Origin of the sequence: Nonlabens tegetincola, from assembly GCF_002954355.1 — a bacterium.
Lineage (GTDB): Bacteria > Bacteroidota > Bacteroidia > Flavobacteriales > Flavobacteriaceae > Nonlabens > Nonlabens tegetincola.
In genome coordinates, this window is the sequence record NZ_MQVV01000010.1 from 103,650 (window position 1) to 129,464 (window position 25,815).

A 25,815-nucleotide genomic window follows, 5' to 3' on the forward strand; every position below is an offset into this window, starting at 1 on the left:
CGGTATATCATAATTGCACGTTAAGAATGTGGTAATTACGCTTTCGCGAAAGCGGAACCTCAACATCTATTTAAAAAAGGTCGTAAATTGGCCCTAAAATCTATCCAAATATGCTAGAACTAGCAGGAATTATAATTTTAGGTATACTAGCGCAATGGGTCGCATGGCGTTTTAAAATACCCGCAATTTTACCCCTTATCATCATTGGACTGTTAGTAGGTCCCATCGCAACCATTTATACGGAAGATCACACGAAACTCATTCACCCCATTTGGAATGGTGATAACGGACTGTTTCCTGGAGAAAGTTTATTCTATTTTGTCTCATTAGCAATTAGTATAATTCTTTTTGAAGGTGGTTTAACCCTGAAACGAGCCGAAATTCTAAATACTGGTCCTGTTATTGGAAAACTTATATCTGTGGCTGTAATAATTACGTTTATAGGTGCTGGTGTTGCTGCTCACTATATCTTTGACTTGAGCTGGGAAATTTCACTTTTATTCAGTGCGTTGATTATTGTTACTGGTCCTACCGTTATCTCTCCTATTTTACGAAACATTCCATTGAAAAAAGATATAAGTTCTATTCTTAAATGGGAAGGAATACTCATTGATCCTATAGGAGCTCTATTTGCCGTATTGGTATTTGAATTTATAAGCACCGGATCTGGCGGAAAATTTACCATAGTGGCACTTGAAGAGTTTGGTAAAATCGTGTTGTTCGGATTTGCTTTTGGTTTTTCTTTTGCTCATGCGCTTGCCTTTGCTATCAAGAAAAAATTTATTCCACATTACTTGCTTAATGTAGTGACTCTAGCTGCTGTATTGGGCGTCTTTGTTTTGAGCGACACCTTTGCTAAAGAATCTGGTTTACTTGCCGTGGTAGTTATGGGAATGGTGATGGGTAACATTAATTTACCCAATATTAAGGAACTCCTTTACTTCAAAGAATCCCTAAGTGTTTTATTAATCTCCATCTTATTCATTTTGCTAGCAGCAAATATTAACATGGAAGATCTATACTTAATCTATACATGGAAAACTGCAGTGCTTTTTGCCATAGTTGTACTTTTAATAAGACCATTGGGTGTGTTTGCGAGTTCTGTCAACAGCGGACTTAAAATAAATGAAAAACTCTTCATATCATGGGTAGGTCCTCGTGGTATCGTGGCAGCTGGTATTGCATCTTTATTTGGATCAAAATTAGTTTCTCAAGGTATTGAAGGGGCAGAGTATATTACACCTCTCGTTTTTATGATCGTATTAGGAACTGTACTTCTTAATGCTACCACGGCACGTGCTTTTGCAAAAATCGTAGGAGTTTTTCTTAAGAAATCTAATGGAATTATGATAATAGGAGCCAGCAAGTTCTCAAGACTTGTGGCTGACTACTTAAAAAAACACGAACGTGCGGTTGTGCTAGTTGACAGTAATGCTAATAATGTAAGACTGGCTAAGGAAAAAGGTCTAGACGCTGTCATCGCTGATGTATATAGTGACGCTCTTACAGATGATGTTGAATTTAATAACATTGGATTTTTGCTAGCTCTCACTGGAAACTCTCAAATTAATGAATATGCGGTTGAAAGGTTCGGTAATCAATTTGGAGAGAACGGCACCTTTAGATTGGTACATGCCAATGAAATAAATAATCCTAATCAAAATCCTGAGGAAGGTTTATTCTCTCCTACCGACGATTTTATCAATATTAATGAAGTAGCTAGATATCACGGTCACATAAGAGAAATTGAATTAAAATCTCAAGAACATTTTAATGCTCTTCTAGAAATAACAAAAACCGACTCTAATATCATTCCATTATTTATACGCAAAGGAAAGGCAATAGATGTTATACCGTCACTTAATCAAGATCTTGAAATAGATGAAGGATCCTTGCTGGTATATCTAGGTAAAGAAATAGTAGAAACTACCACCGGTGAAGTACTACTTGAAGAAAATTAATAAAAAAACAGCGACCAATTGGTCGCTGTTTTATTTTATAAAGCCTATTGAATTAATCATTCAACTTTAATACCGCCATAAACGCCTGTTGTGGAATTTCTACATTACCTACCTGGCGCATACGCTTTTTACCTTTCTTTTGTTTTTCTAGTAACTTACGCTTACGAGAAATATCACCACCGTAACATTTTGCCGTCACATCTTTACGCAACGCTTTGATAGTTTCACGAGCAATAATTTTGGCTCCTATGGCTGCTTGTACCGGTATGTCAAATTGCTGTCTAGGGATTAACTCTCTTAATTTTTCAACCATCTTTTTACCAATAGTATAAGCATTATCAAAATGCACAAGCGCACTAAGAGCATCTACAGTTTGAGCATTTAACAGAATATCTACTCGCACAAGTTTTGACTCTTTCATACCAATAGGCGCATAATCAAAACTAGCATAACCTTTACTTACTGTTTTTAATCTATCGTAGAAATCAAAAACGATTTCTGCCAACGGCATGTCAAAAACTAGTTCCACACGCTCTTGAGTAAGGTAGGTTTGATTTTTTACTTGACCACGTTTTTCAATACACAATGACATTACATTACCCACAAAGTCAGATTTTGTAATAATCGTAGCTTTAATAAATGGCTCTTCTACTCGATTAAGTGTTGATGGTTCAGGTAAATCACTAGGGTTATTAACGATTACAATGTCGTTAGGATTTTTGTTAGTGTAAGCGTGATAGGATACGTTAGGTACCGTAGTGATCACCGTCATATCAAACTCACGTTCTAATCTTTCTTGTATAATCTCTAAATGTAACATTCCCAAGAATCCACATCTAAAACCAAATCCTAATGCAGCACTACTTTCAGCTTGAAATACAAGCGAGGCATCATTAAGTTGTAATTTTTCCATACTAGCTCTTAAATCCTCGTAATCCTCAGTGTCTACAGGATATATACCTGCAAAAACCATAGGCTTAACATCTTCAAAACCTTCAATTGCATTCTTAGTCGGATTATCGTGATCAGTTATGGTATCACCTACTTTAACTTCCTTTGCCTCTTTAATACCTGTAATCAAGTAACCTACATCACCACAGCTTATTTCTTTCTTAGGTTCTTGTTTCAGCTTAAGAGTTCCAATCTCATCGGCATAGTAGCTTTCACCAGTTGCAACAAACTTAATATGTTGACCTTTTTTAATACTACCATTTATAACTCTAAAGATGGTTTCCACACCTCTAAATTGATTGTATTGAGAATCAAAAATCAATGCCTGCAACGGCTCATCGGGATTACCTACAGGAGCTGGTACACGCTCAACGATAGCGTCTAGAATCTCTTGGATTCCTATTCCTGTTTTGGCACTTGCTGGTATTACCTCTTCTGGGGCACAACCTAACAGGTCTACAATATCGTCGGTTACTTCTTCTGGATTTGCACTAGGTAAATCAACTTTATTAAGCACAGGTATGATTTCGAGATCGTTTTCTAATGCTAGATAAAGGTTAGAGATCGTTTGTGCCTGAATACTTTGTGCGGCATCAACTACCAACAAAGCACCTTCACAAGCAGCAATAGATCTAGAAACTTCATAGGAAAAATCTACGTGACCAGGAGTATCTATCAGATTAAGAATATATTGCTCGCCATCTGGAGCTGTATAATTCATCTGTATCGCGTGAGATTTAATGGTAATACCACGCTCACGCTCTAGATCCATATTGTCTAATAGCTGTGCTTGAGCCTCACGCTTTGTAACAGTTTGAGTAGCATCTAACAGCCTGTCTGCCAGTGTACTTTTACCGTGGTCAATATGCGCAATAATGCAAAAATTACGTATGTTCTTCATAGTCGTTTCAATCGAGATGCAAATATAGTCGAATTTAAAGTCGGTATTTTCCTATCCCTTTTTTATTTTAGTGGTCTAAATTCCAACTCAAAAGCCTCATGAATAGATTTTTCCCTTACCTATTCTTCCTTGTTTCTTTTAGTTCGTTTGCACAGCACGAGCTTACAGCAAGACTCATCGATGAAAAGAATGAATCCCTACCCTATCTAAATAGTATTCTTTACAAAATGCCAGACAGTACGTTTTATCAAGGTACAAGCAGTGACGATCTGGGTAAAGTCCTTTTTAAGAACATAGAAGATGGTGAATATACGATGGTGGTTACAGGTGTAGGTTATGTTACGCTTTCGCGAAAGCTTACCATTAACAGCAATCAAAATCTAGGTGACCTTATAGTCCAAGAGCAAATTGAATCCATGGATGCGGTCACTGTCACAGCCAAAAGACCTACTGTAACTAAGAAAGCGGATAGGCTCATTTTTAATGTAGAGAATACCAGTCTGAGTAATACTGATGCATTGACCATATTACGCAGTTCGCCTGGTGTTTTTAAACAAAACAACACTTATATAGTTAAAGGACAGGCCGCTCAAATTTATATTAATAATAAAAGAGTATATCTAACCGATGATGAGCTCAATCAATTACTAGCTGGCTACAGTGGTGATAATGTCAAAAATGTAGAGGTCATTACCAATCCACCGGCAAGTTACGATGCCGAAGGTGGAACAGTCATAAATATTAACACTAGTAAAGGAATCTCATTAGGTTACAAGGGTAATGTGATGGGTAGTTATACTATCGACGAGCTTGCCAAATACAAAATAGGTACTTCACATTTTTATAAAAATAATTGGGTAAATATATATGCCAACTACAGTTACAACCCAAGAGAAGATCTTTATATAGAAGAAAACGAAATAGGCTTTTTTAATCCTGATGGTACTAGATCGCAACGCTGGTTCACTGATTATAATAATGTGAATGAAAGTGATGCTCACAGCCTGAATACTGTTATAGATTTTAGCTTAAGTAGTAAAAGCTATCTAAGTGTTTCTGGAAATATTAACGTTAACAACAATCAAGATGGTGATGCTTTTACACGCACATTAATTCTTCAAGATGGTGATACCGATTTTTCAGGCTTAGAAACTAACGGTCTCAATGAACGAGACGCAACAACTGGTTTTGTGAATGCCGACTACAACTATTATGCAGATAACGGGAATGTCCTTAGGCTTTATGGAAATCATGTATTTACCAATAAAGACAACTATCAGGATGTTTTTACAAGATTTTTTGACACTCAAAATAATACCACTGGAAGTAATAGTTTTTTGTCGGACATAGATCTTGATGTGGCTATTTACACAGCTGGGATAGACTATCAATTCGCATTAGGCGAATACCAATTAAGCACTGGAGCTAAGTATAATCAAATTGATTCACAAACCGTACAGGATTTCTTTGATTCAAATGGAACTTCACCGATTATTGTTCCTGCTAACTCGGATAACTATGCCTATGATGAAAAAATCATTGCTTTCTACGGACAAATGGAACGCAATTGGGAAAAATGGTTTCTGACCGCTGGACTAAGAGCTGAGCAAACTGATATTACAGGTGATTCAAGAAGTCTAGGAATAGTGAATACTCAAAACTATCTTTCATGGTTTCCTACGGCATCATTAGGACATTCGCTTGATGAAAGCAACACTCTTACTTTAAGTTACAAAAGAAGCATTGAAAGACCACGTTATGAGAGTCTAAATCCCTATAGAATTTTTGTAAATGAAACCAATTTTAATTCTGGTAATCCTAATTTAATGCCATCATTCAACAATAAATATAGTGTTGCATGGAATCATAACGACACCTGGTTTTTTGACGCTTATTATTTGTATTCAAAGGACTTACTTTCTATTCTACCTTTTCAAGATAATAATGCAAACAGTTTAAATTTTCAAAATGCTAATTTGAACTACGAGCTACAATATAGTCTAGATATTGAAACCTTTCAATACCCAACTGATTCTTGGTTGCTTGCACTTTCTGCTAGTTTCTTTTATTTAGAAAACGAATTTGTTGCAGTACAGTCCGGCGGTGTGGACCAAAAGCAGGACGTGACAGGAGTTTATCTCTCTAGCTTTAGTAGATTTAGTCTTTCAGAAGATCGTACCTGGTCTTTGGATGCCGAGCTAAATTATGTAAGTGATATCTTATTTGGTTCGTTTAGAATGCAAAATATGATCGTGAGTAACTTTGCCATAAACAAATCGTTATGGAACCGTAGAGCAAATCTTAGGATTGCATATAATGATGTTTTTAGAGGTCAAAACAGATTAATGGAGTCTATTTATCGTAATCAAGACGTAGGCGTTACTTATTTACCAGAGACTAACACCTTTAGTGTCGCATTCACTTACAATTTTGGAAATTATGGTCTAAGAAACAATGAAGTAGAAGAACCTGAAGAGAAAGAACGTACACAACAACAATCTCTAGGACTTTAATCCAGTTTTTTAATCATGGCTTTCTTTATAAACCATTGCTCATAAATAAAAAGCACCATGGACCAACAGCTTTTTAAAAAAGAATAGTTAAGGTGGTTGCGATATACAGCATAGTTATATTTAATCAGACTACTTTTTCGTGAACTCAACCCATTGCCTGCTCTATAACTCGCAATGGGTTTTTCTATACCAATAGCTGTGCCCGATAGTTTAATCACATCCAACCACATGGCCCAATCTTGTCTTTTACGTAATGAAGACACAGCAACCTTTCCTATTTTATGGGTATCGTAAATTCCTGTCAAATTCCCTACATAGTTTGCTCGTAGTAACTTTTTATAAGTTAGTGAATTGAAAACCTTTTGAAGGTATTTAGGCTCATTCGCATTTTCTGTGAATATCTCATAAGCACCATAGGACATCGCCGTTTGTGACAGTCTCATTTGTTCGATTTGCAAGGAGAGTTTATAGGGTTTCCAAAGATCATCGGCGTCTAAAAAGGCAATATATCTACCCTTTGCTAGCTCGACTGCCCGATTACGAGTAAAACCAGCTCCTTTGTTTTCTTTATTTTCTTGAATTATAAAACTTATTCCTTGAGAAGAATTTTTTGTAGAATACGCTTTCGCGAAAGCGTGACTATCATCAACACTGCAGTCGTCAACAATTATTAATTCAATAGGCCGGTAGTCTTGATTTAAAACGCTATCTAGGGTTTCTCCTAATGTATCTTGGTTGTTGTAAGTTGGTATTATAACACTTACTAAATCCATTAATATGCCTTTTCCTCACCCTTAAACACGTTGGTGATTGTTTTAATTATAATCTTGATGTCCAAATTAATATTCCAGTTCTCAATGTAGTAAATATCATTGCGCACGCGACCTTTAATATCGTCTTCTGTTTCTACCTCGCCGCGATATCCACTTACCTGTGCTAGTCCTGTTATTCCTGGTTTCACAAAATGACGCACCATGAATTTATCGATACGTTCGGCATACATGTGTGTGTGACTAACCATATGAGGTCTAGGACCTACCACACTCATGGAGCCTAGTAACACATTAAAAAATTGAGGTAATTCGTCAATGCTGGTTTTCCTTAAAAACCTACCAATTTTGGTTATTCGTTGATCGCCACGTGTTACTTGTTCCAGGTGTGCCTTGTTGTTAGGAACCATGGATCTAAACTTAAAACACGTGAACTCTTTATAGTCCAAACCGTTACGCTTTTGCACAAAAAAGACAGGTCCCTTGGATTCTAGTTTGATAATCAAAGCTATCAAAGGTGTTAACCATGACATTAAAAAAACAATAACAAATAATGAAAAAAGAATGTCAAAGGCTCGTTTTATAAATTGATTACCAAAATCATCTAAAGGTATTTGACGTAGGGATATTATTGGTGTACGACCGTAGTACTCATAATGTAATTGCCTAGAAAGAGGCATATCAGTATCGGGTATGAATTTAAGTGTCCTTAAATTATTGTCTACAAATTCAGTAAGATCAATGAGATCTTCATTTTTAAGTTCTCTAACTGAACAAAAGATTTCGTCTATTTGATTGTCTAAAACATATTCTTGAAATTCCTGCATGGAAAACTCGCTAGAACTAGTGTCAATAATATTTTGAGTGCGATAACCGTAATCCTTGTGCTTATTAAAAAAACTTGATAACTGCTTGGTATCCTTGTTGACTCCTAGTAGTACTACATTTCTAAAATTACCGCCTAAAACCGACCTATAATGTTTTAAAATATAGAACAAACTTATTTTTATTATCGAGATTGTTCCCATGGTCCACAGTAGGTATTTGGAAACAATCATAGTATTATTATTTATCTCATAATAAAAGCCAAAGAAGGCAAATACCATAAATGCAAAAACTACGGCTTGTTTAACCAGTCTTCCTAAAAGGGTTATTATATCAGTATTGCGTTGAGTTTTATAAAAATCAAACTGCATGGATACTAGCACCCAGCAAATACCAATAAAAATTCCATAGGTAAGCACGTCAAAGGAGCTCGCAAAAAAATGTGAAGCAAATATGACGATCAAACTTAAATCAATGAGATACGATAATGGCCTTATAAACCCAGAATACCGTTGATCTCTATAAGTGATTTTATCTTCGGTTATGTTGTGTAAAGTCTTTGTGCTCACGTTTATCTAATTCTTCTGGAGATAACGTTTTAAAATACTCAAAAGTACGTCGCATCCCTTCTTCTCTTGAAACTTGTGGTTCCCAGTTTAAAATTTCTTTGGCAAGTGAAATATCAGGTTTACGCTTCATAGGATCATCTTGTGGTAAGTCCTTATAAATCACCTTTTGATCAGTACCTGTTAATTTAATTATTTCTTGTGCAAAATCACTTATCGATATTTCATTGGGATTACCAATGTTTACTGGCATGGGATAGTCGCTCATTAATAACCTAAAAATACCTTCTACCTGATCATCTACATAACAAAAAGACCTGGTTTGTGATCCATCTCCAAAAACAGTGAGATCCTCGCCACGCAGCGCTTGCCCCATAAAAGCAGGAATTACCCTACCATCATTAAGTCTCATACGAGGTCCGTAGGTATTAAAAATGCGTACAATTCTAGTTTCTAAACCATGGAACCTGTGGTAAGCCATCGTTATAGACTCTTGAAATCTCTTTGCTTCATCATATACACCACGAGGACCTATTGTATTTACGTTACCATAATAATCTTCTGCTTGTGGATGAACAAGAGGATCACCGTAAACCTCACTAGTACTAGCGATAAGCAACCTGGCTTTTTTATTTTTGGCTAGACCAAGTAAGTTGTGAGTTCCTAGCGAACCTACCTTTAAGGTTTGTATAGGGATTTTAAGATAATCTATAGGACTAGCTGGGCTCGCAAAATGCAGAATATAATCTAAATCTCCTGCAACATGGACGTACTTTGAAACATCATGGTGAAAAAATTCAAATTGTTCTAGTGGAAATAAATGCTCTATATTTTTAAGATCTCCTGTAATCAGGTTATCCATTCCAATAACATGAAAGCCTTCTTTTATAAATCTATCACATAGATGAGACCCTAAAAATCCCGCTGCTCCTGTTATAAGTACGCGCTTTTTCATAGATGAGGTTGTAGAAGCAAATATAAGTAATTACCCTACTTACTCGAGAAATGACATAGGGTCTAATACTATATCCTTATAATGTTCAAGCTCCTCTTTAGCGGCTACTCCTGGGAAATCTCCTTGATATCCTTTCATATCTGTCATTACTTGAAAATGTAAATGCGGACTATAACCACCATTTTCTTGAGGTGTTCCTAAATGAGCTATTATTTCGCTTTCGCGAAAGCGATATCCAACTTCCCATATTTTTACATCATCCAAACTCAAATGACCGTACAGTGTATATATCGCTTGTCCATCAATATCGTGTTGCAAGATCAACGTAGGACCATAATTTCCAGGATCACTATTGTGCGCATAACTGTGAACTACACCATCATACATTGCATGAACAGTGGTTCCTGCTGGCGCCCATATGTCTACTCCTAGATGAATGTCACGTACAATTCCTTTATTGAATCTTTCATTTTTTTGATAAAGAGCTCGCTGTTCTAAGTAGCCACCTATGGCCAAAAAAGCGTCGTGAGATTTACGCTGTTGCTCGATATACTCATGACACACCGATATGTCGGCCACATCATTAAGTTTCCAAAAAGGATTATTGATTGAAAGGTCAAGAGGGAAATAACCTTTTTGTGACAATTGTGGATCAAGCAAATGTCTTTTCATAGGAACTTTACTTATAAGGACATTTCAGGAATATCACCTTCAACGATAAGAGTACCTTCAGTTGCTGCTTTTATATCGTCTACAGAGACGCCTGGAGCTCTTTCTAGTAATTTAAAACCATCATCAGTAACCTCGAGCACAGCAAGATTGGTAACCACTTTATTAATACAGTTTACACCGGTAAGAGGTAATGAACATTTTTTAAGAAGTTTACTATCACCAGCACGGTTTGTATGCATCATAGCTACAATAATATTTTCGGCACTAGCAACTAAATCCATGGCACCACCCATTCCTTTTACCATCTTACCTGGAATTTTCCAATTTGCTATATCACCGTTCTCGGCGACTTCCATAGCTCCCAGTATCGTTAAATCAACGTGCTGTCCACGTATCATCCCAAAACTTGTTGCGCTATCAAAAAAACTGGCTCCAGGTAAAGTTGTAATAGTTTGTTTACCTGCATTAATTACATCAGCATCTTCATCTCCTTCAAAAGGAAATGGTCCCATTCCTAACACACCATTTTCAGATTGAAATTCAACCTGAACACCTTCAGGAATATAATTTGCAACTAGGGTAGGAATTCCAATCCCTAGATTGACGTAGTAACCGTCTTGTAGTTCTTGAGCGATTCTTTTGGCAATTCCTGTTTTATCTAGACTCATGGTGTGTTTTGTTTACGTGATATGCTATCAAAGATAAATAGTTTTTAAAGAGCTAAAAAACTATTTATGGTAGTTTCTAATGAAGGTTGACTAGGTCTTGCAGCATTGTTATCTACCAGTCTACCATTTTTATCAAAAAGCATATATCTAGGTATGCGACTCACATCATTTTTTTGGAACAAGGCGGCTTTTGGATAATTTTTTGCATGAAAAGAATATTCATTAATATCATATTGTTGAATTCCTTGTTTCCATCTTTCCTCTGCTTGATCGATGGATATGTAAGCAAATACAACTTCCTTACCTGCGAACTTTTCTTTAAGTTTTTTGGCGTGAGGAAATTGAGCTTTACAAGGTCCACACCAGCTTGCCCAAATATCTAGATAAACTACTTTGCCACGGTTTTTCTCTAGAAAATTTTCCCAATTATCGTAAGTCCCATCAACTGTTGACAAATGAACTACATCATTGCTGCTCATGTCCACTTCACTTACCTTTCTGGGTTTCTCTGTCTTTTCTACAGATTTACTCTCATTACAAGAGGTAATGATCAATAACAAACAAATTATAATAGATAAATATTTCATTTTTTAAGTATTAAGCAAAAAGGTATCTAACTAAGTCTTCAATTTTTGAAAAGGCAACAACCTGAGCAGTAGAGTTTTTAAAATTTTGTTTGGCTGGTGCAATACAAATTCTTTCAAAGCCTAATTTACCAGCTTCATTAATACGTTGCTCCATTCTACTAGCTGTTCTTATTTCTCCGCCCAGACCAACCTCAGCACTGAAACAGTGTTTGGGATTGAGTGCTATATCAAAATTTGATGACAATATAGCTGCGACCACTGCAAGATCGATTGCTGGATCATCAACATTAATACCGCCAGTAATGTTTAGAAAAACATCCTTTTGTCCTAATTTGAATCCTGCCCTTTTTTCTAGGACTGCTAGTATCATATTAAGACGTTTTAAATTATAACCCGTTGCACTGCGTTGTGGTGTTCCATAAACAGCCGTACTTACTAGTGCTTGAACCTCGATCATAAGTGGTCGCATACCTTCCATCGTAGCTGCAATTGCGGTTCCACTAATTTCAAGATCTTTGTTAGCAATCAATATTTCACTAGGATTAGTTACTTCACGCAATCCATGGCCTAACATTTCATAAATACCTATTTCATGAGTGCTGCCAAAACGGTTTTTAAGAGCTCGCAAAATTCTATACGTATGGTTGCGATCTCCTTCAAATTGTAGCACGGTGTCTACCATGTGCTCAAGAATCTTGGGCCCAGCAATGTGACCATCTTTTGTAATGTGGCCTATTACAATAACAGGAGTAGCTGTTTGTTTAGCAAATTTTATTAATTCACCTGTACATTCTCTTATTTGTGAAACACTACCTGCGGTACTTTCTATGTGTTGTGTTTGTAAAGTTTGAATCGAATCGATTATTAAAACATCAGGCTCAATATCACTTACTTGTTTAAAAATGTTTTGAGTCTTCGTCTCAGTGAGTATGTAGCAATTTTCGGCGTTTTTGTTAATACGATCTGCTCGCATTTTTATTTGTTGCGCACTTTCCTCACCACTTACATACAAAGTTTTAAAAGGCAAATTCAAACACACTTGCAACAATAGTGTTGATTTACCTATACCTGGTTCACCACCTAGCAAGGTAACCGATCCAGGAACCAATCCACCACCTAGCACTCTATTGAACTCTAGATTAGTAGTATCCAATCGTGGACTTTCTTGAGCATTTATTTCGGAAATGCGTTGAGGTTTTGAATTACGCTTTCGCGAAAGCGTACCTGGCACATCACCTGTTTGCCAACTAGGAGTTTGCTCTTTTTGAACTACTTCTTCTACTAAAGAATCCCACTTTTTACAGGTGGTGCATTGTCCTTGCCATTTTGCGTACTGGGCACCACAATTTTGACAGTACCACGTTGTCTTTACTTTTGCCATTATTCTTTAGCTTGTAAGGCCTCTACCTTATCTAAACAATCATCCTTTGTTAAACCTACAGCCTCTTCTAATATATAGGCCTGTTCAAAAGATTTGATCGCACGACCATATCTACCTATACCTTCGTATCCCATTCCTTCTATAAACTTACCGTACATGATATCTGGATATTCCTTATCAACAATGGTTGCCATATCGAGTAATTGTTCCCAGTCTTTTTCTCTAATAATATATTCTGACATAGTTACGAGGTCCTTTAATCTCAATTTCATGTCGATGCCATACACTTTTTTCACATATTCATATTTGTCCAGCAAAGTTTGTACGGCTGTTTTCATATCAGCAGTACGATTTGCACTTTCTTTAGAGGTATCCTGAGCAAGATTGGAATTTAATAGTTGCTCACCTTCTACCAATTGGTATTCATTAAATATGAAATCCAATCCACGTGGTATAGCTTGCGCTGCAACGTTATAAAAATTAGTTTCTTCAATACTTTCATGCTTCAACTTCACATTCTCTTTAGTAGAAAACAGAGAATCTGTTTGTTCAGAGAACAGCTCGCTGGCGACATTTTTTTGTGCGCTGGTAGCTACATAAAAATAATTGTACTCATCCAGACTAGATATTTTGTTAACTAGATTCTCTTGAATAAGTGTAGTGTAATCCGGTTCTATTTGTAAAAAAGCATCTATAGCCACTTTTTTACGCATGAGAAAAAAGCTCGCAAGATTTGCATTTATATCCTTTGCCACTAAAACGGTAAATGGTGCAACTCGATATTCTTTTTGCATGGTCGTCACAAGTTCCATGATAAAATCCATGTAACGTTGAGCTTGCTCCTCGGGAAAGCCTGATTCGACGTTGATAGCTGTATCATCGTACCGGCTTTTACGTTGATTTATTCCTACTACAAAGGATTCGGGCATTTGATCCCAATAAGACAAATAATCCACTACTCCTGAAACGGGTTCAAAAAGATAATCACCATCTAAGACTAGGATTAATGGATAAGTTTTTTCTTGGTTACTATTGTAGTTACGTGGTTTAAGAATTTTTACGTTGCGTTCTCCTCCTAAAACATCGCTAGGAAATGACCTGTACAATGCTTGTGAATACGTGGTTAAACAGGACAGAAAAGCAAACGCAATAACAATATTTTTCATCTCCGTTTTTTGAGATGCTGAATTTAAGAAAAATGAAGAGATTATTTTTTAAACTCAATAATATGAAAGAAATTAATCCGTACACTAGAACCAGTGCTGTTTGTGATAGCCACAATATCCAGCCCAATGAAGTTCCTACCGTTTCTGGTACATGAAACAATAATAACACCTGAGCAATCAAAAAAGGATAAGCTCCAAATCCTCCATTTGTAAACGCTACTGCAAAACTACCTGCTACAAAGGCTGCTAATATAGCAGCAACAGCAAATGTTCCCTCATATGAAATTGCAAATACACTCACGTAAAACATGGCTAGGTACATGAACCAGATAAAAAAAGTATGTATTAAATACAGCCACTTTTTTTTCATTGTCCAAATGGTTGAAAAGCCTTCTTTCATACCTTTTAAAAAGTCAAGTACTTTTCGGTACAATCCTAACCTTTTGATTAAAAATATTCCCAGTAGTATTACTGAGATTACTATTGCTAAGTATAACAGTAATTGTGATGAGTTCGCTTTCGCGAAAGCGGACTTAAAACCACCAATAAAGTATTCTAAAAAGACGTCTTGTGATAAAAATAAAGCGATGGCGGTTATTAATAGTAAGATACCAAAATCCAGCACACGTTCTGCAACTATAGTACCTATTGCTTTATTAACAGGTATACCGTGGTTACGATTTACAACTATCGCTCTAGATAATTCACCACTACGAGGAATAAAAATATTCATAGCATACCCTATTCCAATTGCAGTAATATTTGTCAAAAATGTAGGTGGTTTTCCAAACTGGGATAGCATGTAATTCCATCTCCAAGCTCTAGACAAATGACTGAGTAAAGCTAGAATTAAACCAACTATAACATAGTAATAATTTGCACCTTTAATTTGTGCATATATTTGTTCTAACTGCTCGTTTGTGAACTGATTATATGAATAATAAATGAGCCATGCACCTATAAATAAAGGCAAGCCTATTTTCAAAAATTTAATCAGATTGTTTTTCAAAGATTAGGTGAGCAAGTTGTTCTCCTCATTAGGAAATAAAAGAGATGGTTTAAAACTGCGAGCTTCTTCCATGGTCATTTGTGCGTAGGTAATTAAGATAAGAACATCACCTGGAGAGACTAATCTAGCAGCAGCACCATTAAGTGTGATTTCTCCACTTCCTCTAGGACCAGGTATTGCATATGTTTCTAGCCTATGCCCGTTGTTGTTATTTACTATTTGGACTTTTTCACCTTCTACAATATTTGCACCGTCCATTAAATCTTCATCAATGGTGATACTGCCTATGTAATTAAGATCTGCTCCTGTGACCTTAACACGGTGAATTTTTGATTTGACAACTGTAATTAACATGGTGCAAAGATACGATTATGTAATAATTAGATTAACATATAGTCTAACAGACTTTTAAAAAATGATTTACAAATCTAATGCCAGATTATCTATAAGTCTTACACCTTCAACGTGCACTACTATAAACGCCCTTAAAGCAGTGTTTTTTGATTTACGAATTGCAGGTTTTAAATCTCTTTCTCGATTTATAGTAAAATACTCTAATTCAAAATTCTCTAGATTCTCAAAAATATTATTCACCATGTTGATGGTGGATGAAATACTGTTATTTTTTAAATAATCATTTGCACGTTGCAAAGTTTGAAAAATCACTTGTGATTCATGTCTAGCATGTGAGCTTAACCTTTCATTACGACTACTCATTGCAAGACCATTTGGCTCTCGTTTAATAGGACAGCCAACAACCTTTACATTGAGTTTCAATTTTTGCACCAATTTTTTCACAATTTGGAGCTGCTGGAAATCTTTTTCACCAAAATAAGCTTTGTCTGGTGACACCACTTTAAATAAAAATTCTAGTATAGTTCCAACACCATCAAAATGACCTGGCCTATTTGCGCCTTCCATGACTTTCTCTAATCCATCGTATTGGTAAGATTTTGAATGTACATTTTCCCCATACACATCCTGCACACTAGGTGTGTAAACTAAAATAGCAGCATCATTAAACTCTTTCTTAATTAATGAGTAATCTTTTTCAATCGTCCTAGGGTATTTCTCTAAATCATCTTGATTATTAAATTGAGTAGGGTTTACAAATATGGAAACCACTAGGGCATCATTTTCATTAACTGCCTGTTGCATAAGAGATAAGTGTCCCTTGTGCAATGCTCCCATTGTTGGGACAAAACCAATGGTTTTATTCTCTAGCTGTATTGATTTGAGTTGCTTTTTAAGGCTGTTGTGAGTTTTAACAATCATAGTGCTTAACAATCATTAGCAGTTGTTATACAAGGGTTTTGACGCAAAAGTGGTTAAAAATGCTTATTTTTGCATCTTGCTAAATGTAAGGCTACAATAATACAATATATGAAGGAAAAAAGAGTACTGTACGTATCTTCAGAAGTAATTCCCTACTTACCAGAAACCGAAGCATCTTCAATGTCTTATTTTTCACCTAAGATGGTTAATGATCGAGGTGGACAAATACGCATATTCATGCCGAGATTCGGTAATATCAATGAGCGTAGACATCAACTGCATGAAGTAATACGTTTAAGTGGAATGAATCTTATCATTAATGATCTAGACATGCCATTGATTATTAAGGTTGCTTCTATCCCAAAGGAACGTATGCAAGTTTATTTTATCGATAATGAAGAATACTTTAAACGTAAAGCAACTCTTACGGATGAAGACGGAAATCTGTTTCCTGATAACGATGAAAGAGCCATTTTCTTTGCCAAAGGGGTTATAGAAACTGTGAAGAAATTGAATTGGGCACCAGACATTATACACGTTCATGGTTGGATGGCTGGAATGTTACCCTTATATCTAAAGAACTACTATGGGAACGACCCATTATTTGAAGATAGTAAAATTGTTACCTCGGTATACAATCAATCATTTGATGGTTCGTTAGATAATGAAATGATAGATAAGTTAAGGTTTGATGCATTGGATGAAGAAGCACTAGAGTTTCTTGAAGAACCTACTTATGATAATATCATGAAAACATCGTTAAAATATAGTGATGCCATTATTAAAGGTAGTGAAGAACTAAGTCCAGAAATAGAATCTTTTGTGAATTCATTAGATAGACCAGTATTGGAGTATCATGCACCTGATTCATTTGCTGACGCTTATGAGAACTTCTATCTTAATGATGTTCTAACTGAAGAAAAAGAAGAAGCTTAATTGCACATGAAAAAAATTGCTTTACGATTAACAACCCTTCTTGTCGGGATGTTGTGTATCCTATCTTGTGACCAAGATCCTACAACAATTGGTCAGGATCTTATTGGGGTGGATCCTAATGACATTATAAAAGAAACAGAATTTGAAGTAACTGCTTATTCACAACGACTAGACGCTGTTCAAACGGGTCGTCAAATTGTGAGCACAGCAGATAGACCTCATGTCTTAGGTATTTATGACGATCCTATTTATGGTCGAACTGAATACAGTTTTGTAAGTCAATTATCGTTGCCTTTTGCAGGTCTTGATTTCGGATCACATGATACCGATACTGATATGACAAATCCTGTTCCTGCACCTTTAATTGAAAGAGTAAGTATTGAAATACCATACTATTCAACGATTACAGGTATCGATGGAGAGTCAAGAGAATTTGAATTAGACTCACTATTTAATGGTGACGTAACCTATAAAGTCGAAATTTTTAGAAACAACTACTTTATTAATTCACTGAATCCAAACAACCTAGATGAAGACCAAGTTTATTTTAATGATGAAAAATCCTTGGTGGAAAATTCTCTAGATCCAACTCCTATATACTCAAATTCTTCCTTCAAACCTGATAATCTTGAGGTGGAAGTGCTAGATCGAGATTTTGAAGTTGAGCAAAGGAAAACCCCAAGATTTATTATATCTGAGCAGTCTGATATCTCTTGCATTGCCGGTTGTGAGGATCCTAACGTACAGGATCAATATGTGTTAAACTCTCCATATACCGAATTAATTCAATATTTTCAAGATACAATTCTGAATCAAGAAGGATCTTCGGTACTTGCTAGTGATTCAAATTTTCAAAATTATTTCAGAGGATTATATTTTAAGGTTACACCTTCTGGGGCTGGAGGTAATGCTATCTATGTCAACTTAGCAGATGCACATGTGAATCTGCAAGTTTTAGTTTCAAATAGGGACACTTCAGATTTAGACGGTGACGGTGACGTTAATGAAATAAACACGATAAGCAGTGCATTTAGATTTGACTTCTCTCCTCGATCTGTACAGTTTATTGATCAAGAAATTCCGGTAAATATTGAAAATGAAATAACTTCAAATTCTAATAATAATGGCGCGGAACGACTTTTTCTAAAAGGAGGTCCAGGAAGCGCTGCTATAATAAAACTGTTTCCATCCGATTCTGAATTTGATGCTTTTTTAGAAAATAATTGGCTCATTAATGATGCTTATCTTGATTTTTATGTAGACCAGTCGCGTTTTACTGGTATAAATGGAGAAATAGAGCCTGAGCGTATTCTTGTATATAATGCAAGAAATGGAGAAATTCTAGCAGATTACAACTTCACTTCAAGTAATGTAAGTGCTCTAAATTCCAACACAGTTCATTTAGGGAGACTAGAAAGAGAAACAGAAGATGATTTATCGAGTAAAGGCGTTAAATATCGAATTAGGTTGACAAATCATCTTAATTCATTACTAAACTCAACCAATCCGATTAATGATCCGATAGCCGTGGTAGTTTCTCAAAATGTAAATGTAATCACAGGACAAAGAATTAAAGATGCTACAGATTCTATTGAATTAGAAAATGTACCTTTGTCAACTGTAATCGCTCCTGAAGGTACTGTACTTCATGGTAATCTTTCTACAGATCCTGATAAGCGATTACAACTTAAAGTTTTTTATACAGAAACAAACTAACCTATTATGTGTGGAATTGTAGGATACATAGGCCATAGAAAGGCTTATCCAATCGTTTTAAACGGTTTAAAACGACTTGAATATAGAGGATATGACAGTGCCGGAATCGCGATTTATGACGGTTCTGAATTAAGCTACTCAAAAACTAAAGGTAAAGTAGCAGACCTAGCTACAAAATTAGAATCAGAGATAAGCACCGAAGGTACTATAGCAATCGGTCATACTAGATGGGCAACACATGGTGTTCCTAATGATGTAAATTCTCACCCACATTTGTCAAACAGTGGCGACCTAGTTATAATCCATAATGGAATTATTGAGAATTATGAGCCATTAAGACAGGAACTTACTAATAGAGGTTACACCTTCAAATCAGATACCGATACCGAAGTATTGGTAAACCTCATTGAAGATGTTAAAACTAAAGAGAAGGTTAAACTAGGGAAAGCCGTTCAAATAGCTTTAAATCAAACCATTGGCGCCTATGCAATTGCTGTGTTTGATAAAAACAAACCTAATGAAATTGTGGTTGCAAGATTGGGTTCTCCACTGGCGATTGGCGTAGGAGAAGATGAGTTTTTTATAGCAAGTGATGCAAGTCCTTTTTTAGAGTTTACAAAAAATGCTATTTATCTTGAGGATGGAGAAATGGCTGTGGTAAGAACGCATAAGCCTATGAAGGTACGTAAGATTAAAGACGATAGTCTTGTACAACCTTACGTTCAAGAACTTCAAATGAATCTTGAGCAAATAGAAAAAGGAGGCTATGATCACTTTATGCTTAAGGAAATATATGAACAGCCTGACGCCATTAAAGACACTTTTAGAGGTAGGATGCTAGTAGATCAAGGTCTAATCAAAATGGCCGGAATTGATGATCATATAGATAAATTCTTAAACGCAAGAAGAATTTTAATCGTTGCCTGTGGAACGAGCTGGCATGCAGGATTGGTTGCTGAATATATTTTTGAAGAATTAGCAAGAGTACCTGTTGAGGTGGAATACGCTTCTGAATTTAGATATAGAAATCCTGTTATTTATGAGGACGACATTCTAATTGCGATATCACAATCAGGAGAAACCGCTGATACTATGGCAGCTATTAAGTTGGCTAAGGAAAATGGTGCATTTGTATTTGGAGTTTGTAATGTGGTTGGAAGTTCTATTTCTAGACTTTCTGATGCCGGTGCCTATACTCATGCAGGACCTGAAATAGGTGTTGCTAGTACAAAGGCATTCACAACTCAAATAACTGTCCTTACTCTTATAGCATTACAACTAGCTAAAAAGAAAGGTAAAATTTCTACAAGTGATTTCCATACTTATTTAGCCGAATTAGAGACTATACCTGCTAAAGTAGAAAAGGCATTGCAATCAAACGATCATATCCTACAAATAGCAAATATCTACAAGAACGCTCAAAACTGTTTGTATTTAGGAAGAGGTTTTAACTTCCCTGTAGCTCTAGAAGGAGCCTTAAAGCTTAAAGAGATTAGTTACATTCATGCTGAAGGATATCCTGCGGCAGAGATGAAACATGGTCCTATTGCCTTAATCGATGAGCAAATGCCAGTGGTAGTTATTGCTACAAAAAAAGGACATTATGAGAAGGTTGTAAGTAATATTCAGGAGATTAAATCCCGTAGCGGTAAAATTATTGGTATAGTGACCGAAGGTGATAAGGATGTAAAAAACATGGCCGATCATGTAATTGAAGTTCCTGAAACCATCGAGTTTATGACTCCTCTATTAACTACGATACCTCTACAGCTTTTATCTTATCACATCGCTGTTTTATTAGATAAAAACGTAGATCAACCTCGTAATCTTGCTAAGTCAGTGACTGTAGAATAATCTTAAGGTTCATTCACTTACAATATAAAAGGCCACTATTATTATAATAGTGGCCTTTGTACTTAAAAAGAGGTTACTACCTTAAAACTTGAATTTCACAGGGACTTCTAAGCTGTCAATAACCGGAACTGTAATAGAAAAAACACCTTTTTCTATATCTACTGAGCCATCATACTTCACAGCTACCTTTTTATTGCCCAATACCTGAAGGGCGATATCAATCATTTGATTACCTCTTTTTCCGATTAAATCTTTAGGCGATAACTGAGCCTTAATGGGGAATTCAAATTCTGAATTTCCTGGCATTATTGCATCTGATGTTTGATGAATAGTAGCAGACTTATAATTATTAATGTATACATCAAAATCAGCTTGTTTTAATTGTAGACCAATATCGTTAGGGTTATACATTACACAAACTGCTTGTAGCTCAACTGAATCTCGTGTAATATTTAATAACTCTGCTTGCTCAATTCGCAAGAACACTACATCCTCATATGGATTGGAACAAGAAAAGGAAACCAATGCAACGACAAAAAGTATAAAAATCTTTTTCATTATTTAATTATTCTTATAGAAACAAAAATATCAATACTAATATCACTGTCATGATAAAAGTACACGTAAATATCTTTTAATAAAGCTTTTACTAGATAGGTGCTTCCCTCAAAAAAGGTTTGCACAACTTGTACTTTGACTCCTTCATTATCAACAATCTCAATGCCATGAGGATAGACTAGCAACTCTTTATTATTATTAAGATATCCTGGTGGTATCACATTCACCTCTTCAAATAAAGATGCTGTATAGAAGGTGCCGGGAAAATTATAAATATTATGAGTATCACCTTGAATTTCTATATGACCATCTTTCATCACAACAGTACGGTTTGTAAACGATAGAACATCATTCTTATCATGAGTAGCAATCATACACGCTATCCGATTGCTTTTTAAATAGGCAAATAACCTACGCCTTAATTCGTTTTTCCTAAAATTATCAATGTGTGAAAATGGCTCATCTAGCAATAAAAGCTGTGGCTCTTGCGCAAGTGCTTTAGCTAGGGCTACTCTTTGTTTTTGTCCACCAGAAAGGTTTTTAACAATTGTATTTTTAAATGACGTAAGATCAACTGTATCTAAAAGTTCATCAATACGGTTTACTCTGTCATCATTTTGAATTGATAAATGTTCACCTATATTTTCGGCAACGGTGGTAAATGGCATCAAATCAAATTCTTGTGGCACGTATTTCATCATTGAATGCCCGGGAACCAAATGATAATCGGGACCTAGTAATTCTTCATCATACCAATAAACTTTACCGCTTTCTTGTTGTAATAATCCATATGTCAAATTCAACAACGTACTTTTGCCACATCCACTTTCACCAATAATTGCCGCAATCTCACCTGTTTTGATTGCCAGGTTAATATTTTTTAGATTGTACGATGATTCATGGTTTTGATTATCCGCTTTCGCGAAAGCGAAATTTATATCTACTAATCGTAACATAAATACAAAGATAAGAGACAGAAAACCCTAGCCATTTGACTAGGGTTATTTCTAATTTAATGCGTGTAATTGATTACATTTTTACTTGTTGCTGATCATTAGGTAATTCAGTGAATCCCATATTGTATAAAGCAAAACTGTATATATCTGTTTGCTCATTAATGGTTTGTTCTGTGGATTTACCTGCGCCATGACCTGCGTCAACATCGATACGAATCAATGTAGGCGCATCACCTGCTTGTTTAGATTGAAGCTCAGCTGCAAATTTAAATGAATGCGCTGGTACTACACGGTCGTCATGATCTGCAGTGGTAACCATTGTTGCTGGATATTCTACACCTTCCTTAACGTTGTGTAAAGGAGAATAGCCTTTTAGGTATTCAAACATCTCTGGGCTGTCCTCTGCCGTTCCATAATCATATGCCCAACCTGCGCCAGCTGTAAATTTATTATAACGCAACATATCTAAAACTCCTACAGCAGGAAAGGCAACTGCTGCTAGGTCTGGACGTTGAGTCATAGTTGCTCCTACTAATAAACCTCCATTTGATCCTCCTTGAATAGCGAGGTACTCTGTAGAAGTGTAGTTATTTGCTTTGAGCCACTCACCTGCTGCTATGAAATCATCAAATACGTTTTGCTTTTGCATTTTAGTACCTGCATCGTGCCATTTTTTACCGTATTCTCCACCACCTCTTAAATTTGCTACTGCGTAAACTCCGCCCATTTCCATCCATGCTGCTCTAGAAGTTGAAAATGATGGATTTAAGCTTATATTGAATCCACCATATCCATAAAGTATAGTTGGGTTTTTACCGTCCAGTTTAAGACCCTTTTTATGGGAAATGATCATGGGTACTTTTGTACCATCTTTTGAGGTGTAAAATACCTGGGTACTTGTATAGTCATCACTATTAAAATTCACCTTCGACTTGCGATACATGGTTGAGGTACCATCTTCAATATTCAATTCGTAAATACTTGATGGTATAACATAGTTTGTAAATGAATAATACAATGTTTTCTCATCTTCCTCTGCACTAAAACCGCTTGCATTACCAATCCCTGGAAGTTCTATCTCTCTAACTTCAGTACCATCATAATTATACTGTACAACTTTTGAAACTGCATCTACCGTGTATTCAACAAAGAAATAGCCACCTGCTTTTGAAGGACTCATTACTTGTTCGGCTTCTGGAATTATATCAATCCATTTATTTGGGTCTAGGTTACCCAACTTTGTTTTCACAATTCTTTGATTCGGTGCGTTGTAGTCAGTCACTAACCAAAACATGTCACCTTCATTGTGAATTGGATAAGTATTAGTATCAAAATTGTCGATAATTGCGACCGGTGGAGTATTTTTCACTAAATCCTTTACAAATAGCTTATTCCCATTTGTAGAAGTGCTTGCTGTTATAATAAGGTATCGCTCATCCTTGGTAACATTTCCTCCTACATAACGATATTTCTCTTGTGGAACACCTCCAAAAACTACCTTATCTTTATCTTGGGAAGTACCTAAAACGTGATAATACAGTTTATGCTGGTCCGTTTTGGCACTGAGCTCACTACCATCTGGTTTGTCATAGCTAGAGTAGAAAAAACCATCATTACCTCTCCAAGATATACCAGAGAATTTCACGTCTTTAAGGGTATCGCCAACCATTTCTTTAGTCTGAGTATCCAGTACTATAATTTTACGCCAATCACTACCACCTTCAGATATTGCATAGGCAAAAAGAGAACCATCCTGAGTAAAACTACTGCCTGCTAGAGAAGTTGTTCCATCTTTGCTAAACGTATTTGGGTCAAGGAATAATTCGGCATTTTCTGGTTTATCTCCTATTTTATATCTGTAAAGAACACTCTGATTCTGTAAACCATCATTTTTAGAAAAATATTCCCAATCACCTTCCTTTGATGGAGCGCTCACTCTCTCATAATTAAAAAGCTCAGTTAATCGATTTTTTATTTTATCTCTATAGCTTATTTGGTCAAGAAATGAGAAGGTTGTTTTGTTTTGTTGAGCTACCCATTGTGCAGTTTCATTGCTCTTATCATCTTCTAACCATCTATAAGGATCTTTTACTTCTTTTCCGTGATAAACATCTACTGTGTCTACTTTTTTAGTTTCTGGATAAGTCATCGCCATTGTTGCGTCATCATTCTTTTTGTTTTCATTTTCACAAGAAATGAACACAGCTACTGCGGCCATTCCTAAAAGAATTTTTTTCATAGTATTTCAGTTTTGGTTTTTTATATTTTAACTAGCTTAAAGGTCTTATAACTAGTTGAGTTGACCGTTTTTCCACTATTTAAAGCCTCCTTACTTTCTATCGTTAATAGATAAGTTCCTGTCTTAAGGTCACTTATTGATATTTCTTCTACATTAAATTCCTGCTTAACTACTCGTCCATTTAGGTCGTATATCATAATCGCGTCAAATGAAGTTGCTATTGTGAACCTAACGATATCGGTAGCTGGATTAGGAAACATTGTGAGTGATGCGTGCTCTTCTTCTGCCAAGTTAAGAACGTTGCTGTCATAAACAAACATACCGTCAACAGTTGAGGATATATTAAAACCACCGCTATATCCCGTATCTTCATTAAAAAACGCCACATCTAAATGCTGGTTTGTATCAATATTAATCCAGGTTACTCCATCATCTAGACTGTATGAACTTCCTGAATAAGTAGTTCTTTGCCCACAACTCACAATTCTATTGGAATCGGGCACATATGCTATAAAATCACCATATGGAAATCCGGTTCCTGAAATATTAATTCCTTGCCAGGTAGCTCCTGAATCATTGGTTCTATATAAGTTACCATTGTTATCCTGAATGATCCCTTTGTTTGAATCAGCAAATGAAATATCTCCAAAAACAGTTGTCCCACCAAAATCTGATAACGGTGACTGATATGCTGTCCAATTCACACCACGATCTGAGCTGTGAATGATTCGTCCTTTACTAGTAGTAAACCAGATATTATTACCATAGTAAGTATACTGTCCAAAATATCCGAATTCACCTGGTAAAACAGCTGGTATATTTGCACTAGGAACTCTTGTATAAGTAGAACCTCCATTGCTAGAAACATATATTTCCCAAAACCCATTAACAGGGTCACCTGCCGTCACACCTGCGTTGTCAAAAAAATGCACAAAATTGGGAAAACTACTTGAATCTTGATATAGCGCTCCTGACTGTCGTGTCCAAGTTAATCCAGCATCGGTAGTTTTCCACACACCACCTTGATCTCCTGCATTTAATGGATGAGCTGCTACATAAGCTGTAGTTCCTCCTGCATCACAAACATTTGATATACCAAGATTGACATTTCCTAAATCAAAACTTCCTGGTATCCATGATTGGCCAGCATCATTTGTTCTAACAAATTCCTGAATATTGTTACTAGGAGTTATTCCATCATAAGCAACACCCCATGCAGTTGTAGCAGTTCCTATGTGGATTTTATTGACACCTCTAGAGGTATTAGAAAATCCCGAAGCTTCTACACGCCAAAATTGAGCTTGAACCGTTGATGTTGTAAATACTACTGCTATTAGTGCAAGTACTAGTTTCATA

Annotated in this window: 21 protein-coding genes; 5 read left to right on the forward strand and 16 right to left on the reverse strand. The window is 36.0% G+C overall.

What is annotated here, in order from left to right:
• Window positions 1-110 precede the first annotated feature (110 nt).
• Entirely contained in the window at window positions 111-1,961 is a 1,851-nt protein-coding gene (locus BST93_RS00975; protein WP_105017754.1) for a cation:proton antiporter, read from the forward strand.
• Window positions 1,962-2,013: 52 nt separating this feature from the next.
• On the opposite strand, the gene lepA is transcribed toward BST93_RS00975, so the two are convergent.
• Entirely contained in the window at window positions 2,014-3,813 is a 1,800-nt protein-coding gene (lepA, locus tag BST93_RS00980; RefSeq protein WP_105017755.1) for a translation elongation factor 4, read from the reverse strand.
• A gap of 98 nt (window positions 3,814-3,911) precedes the next feature.
• Between lepA and BST93_RS00985 the strand changes: the two genes are divergently transcribed.
• Window positions 3,912-6,326 (forward strand): outer membrane beta-barrel family protein, encoded by a 2,415-nt coding sequence (locus BST93_RS00985; RefSeq protein ID WP_105017756.1) that lies wholly within the window; start codon window positions 3,912-3,914, stop codon window positions 6,324-6,326.
• Here the strand turns inward: BST93_RS00985 and BST93_RS00990 are convergent.
• The 11 genes from BST93_RS00990 to panC all read right to left on the reverse strand — a co-directional run bounded on the left by BST93_RS00990 (window position 6,323) and on the right by panC (window position 16,200).
• Window positions 6,323-7,099, reverse strand: coding sequence for a glycosyltransferase family 2 protein (locus BST93_RS00990; protein ID WP_105017757.1), 777 nt, complete (start codon window positions 7,097-7,099; stop codon window positions 6,323-6,325). The two genes, BST93_RS00985 and BST93_RS00990, sit on opposite strands and share 4 nt — an antisense overlap.
• Entirely contained in the window at window positions 7,099-8,490 is a 1,392-nt protein-coding gene (locus BST93_RS00995) for an undecaprenyl-phosphate glucose phosphotransferase (RefSeq protein WP_105017758.1), read from the reverse strand. Before BST93_RS00995 ends, BST93_RS00990 begins: the two co-directional genes overlap by 1 nt.
• A complete protein-coding gene (locus tag BST93_RS01000; RefSeq protein ID WP_060523391.1) occupies window positions 8,453-9,442 on the reverse strand; it encodes a UDP-glucuronic acid decarboxylase family protein in 990 nt (329 codons plus the stop codon). Before BST93_RS01000 ends, BST93_RS00995 begins: the two co-directional genes overlap by 38 nt.
• Window positions 9,443-9,481: 39 nt before the next feature.
• A complete protein-coding gene (locus BST93_RS01005) occupies window positions 9,482-10,114 on the reverse strand; it encodes a peptidoglycan DD-metalloendopeptidase family protein (protein WP_105017759.1) in 633 nt (210 codons plus the stop codon).
• 11 nt (window positions 10,115-10,125) lie between these two features.
• A complete protein-coding gene (locus BST93_RS01010; RefSeq protein WP_042276486.1) occupies window positions 10,126-10,782 on the reverse strand; it encodes a CoA transferase subunit B in 657 nt (218 codons plus the stop codon).
• A gap of 44 nt (window positions 10,783-10,826) precedes the next feature.
• Window positions 10,827-11,369: a TlpA family protein disulfide reductase gene (locus tag BST93_RS01015; RefSeq protein ID WP_105017760.1), complete on the reverse strand. Its 543-nt coding sequence runs from the start codon at window positions 11,367-11,369 to the stop codon at window positions 10,827-10,829.
• Between the two features lie 10 nt (window positions 11,370-11,379).
• A complete protein-coding gene (radA, locus tag BST93_RS01020) occupies window positions 11,380-12,750 on the reverse strand; it encodes a DNA repair protein RadA (protein ID WP_105017761.1) in 1,371 nt (456 codons plus the stop codon).
• The gene (locus tag BST93_RS01025; protein ID WP_105017762.1) at window positions 12,750-13,916 is read right to left on the reverse strand and encodes an alpha/beta hydrolase-fold protein; all 1,167 of its coding nucleotides are present in this window, start codon (window positions 13,914-13,916) and stop codon (window positions 12,750-12,752) included. Before BST93_RS01025 ends, radA begins: the two co-directional genes overlap by 1 nt.
• A complete protein-coding gene (locus BST93_RS01030; RefSeq protein WP_258150453.1) occupies window positions 13,837-14,901 on the reverse strand; it encodes a lysylphosphatidylglycerol synthase transmembrane domain-containing protein in 1,065 nt (354 codons plus the stop codon). The genes BST93_RS01025 and BST93_RS01030 overlap by 80 nt, the downstream gene beginning before the upstream one ends.
• Before the next feature lie 27 nt (window positions 14,902-14,928).
• Window positions 14,929-15,279 carry an aspartate 1-decarboxylase gene (gene panD, locus BST93_RS01035; protein WP_042276495.1) on the reverse strand — a complete coding sequence of 117 codons (351 nt, stop codon included), beginning with the start codon at window positions 15,277-15,279 and terminating at the stop codon, window positions 14,929-14,931.
• A 66-nt stretch (window positions 15,280-15,345) separates the two neighbouring features.
• Entirely contained in the window at window positions 15,346-16,200 is an 855-nt protein-coding gene (panC, locus tag BST93_RS01040; protein ID WP_105018125.1) for a pantoate--beta-alanine ligase, read from the reverse strand.
• A 108-nt stretch (window positions 16,201-16,308) separates the two neighbouring features.
• On the opposite strand from panC, the gene BST93_RS01045 reads away from it, so the two are divergent.
• The 3 genes from BST93_RS01045 to glmS are packed head-to-tail and all read left to right on the forward strand — an operon-like array spanning window position 16,309 to window position 20,706.
• Window positions 16,309-17,136 carry a glycogen/starch synthase gene (locus BST93_RS01045; protein ID WP_042276500.1) on the forward strand — a complete coding sequence of 276 codons (828 nt, stop codon included), beginning with the start codon at window positions 16,309-16,311 and terminating at the stop codon, window positions 17,134-17,136.
• A gap of 6 nt (window positions 17,137-17,142) precedes the next feature.
• Window positions 17,143-18,852, forward strand: a complete 1,710-nt coding sequence (gene bamH / locus BST93_RS01050; protein ID WP_105017763.1) for a BamH family beta-barrel-assembly machinery protein — start codon at window positions 17,143-17,145, stop codon at window positions 18,850-18,852.
• Between the two features lie 6 nt (window positions 18,853-18,858).
• Entirely contained in the window at window positions 18,859-20,706 is a 1,848-nt protein-coding gene (glmS, locus tag BST93_RS01055; protein WP_105017764.1) for a glutamine--fructose-6-phosphate transaminase (isomerizing), read from the forward strand.
• 81 nt (window positions 20,707-20,787) lie between these two features.
• Here the strand turns inward: glmS and BST93_RS01060 are convergent, their stop codons facing one another.
• The 4 genes from BST93_RS01060 to BST93_RS01075 form a co-directional block, all read right to left on the reverse strand.
• Window positions 20,788-21,264, reverse strand: a complete 477-nt coding sequence (locus tag BST93_RS01060) for an LEA/WHy family protein (protein ID WP_105017765.1) — start codon at window positions 21,262-21,264, stop codon at window positions 20,788-20,790.
• Window positions 21,264-22,220 (reverse strand): ABC transporter ATP-binding protein, encoded by a 957-nt coding sequence (locus BST93_RS01065; protein WP_105017766.1) that lies wholly within the window; start codon window positions 22,218-22,220, stop codon window positions 21,264-21,266. The genes BST93_RS01060 and BST93_RS01065 overlap by 1 nt, the downstream gene beginning before the upstream one ends.
• 73 nt (window positions 22,221-22,293) lie before the next feature.
• The gene (locus BST93_RS01070) at window positions 22,294-24,459 is read right to left on the reverse strand and encodes a prolyl oligopeptidase family serine peptidase (RefSeq protein WP_105017767.1); all 2,166 of its coding nucleotides are present in this window, start codon (window positions 24,457-24,459) and stop codon (window positions 22,294-22,296) included.
• A gap of 20 nt (window positions 24,460-24,479) precedes the next feature.
• On the reverse strand, window positions 24,480-25,814 hold the full coding sequence (locus BST93_RS01075; RefSeq protein ID WP_105017768.1) for a T9SS type A sorting domain-containing protein: 1,335 nt from the start codon (window positions 25,812-25,814) through the stop codon (window positions 24,480-24,482).
• Between the last annotated feature and the right edge of the window lies 1 nt (window position 25,815).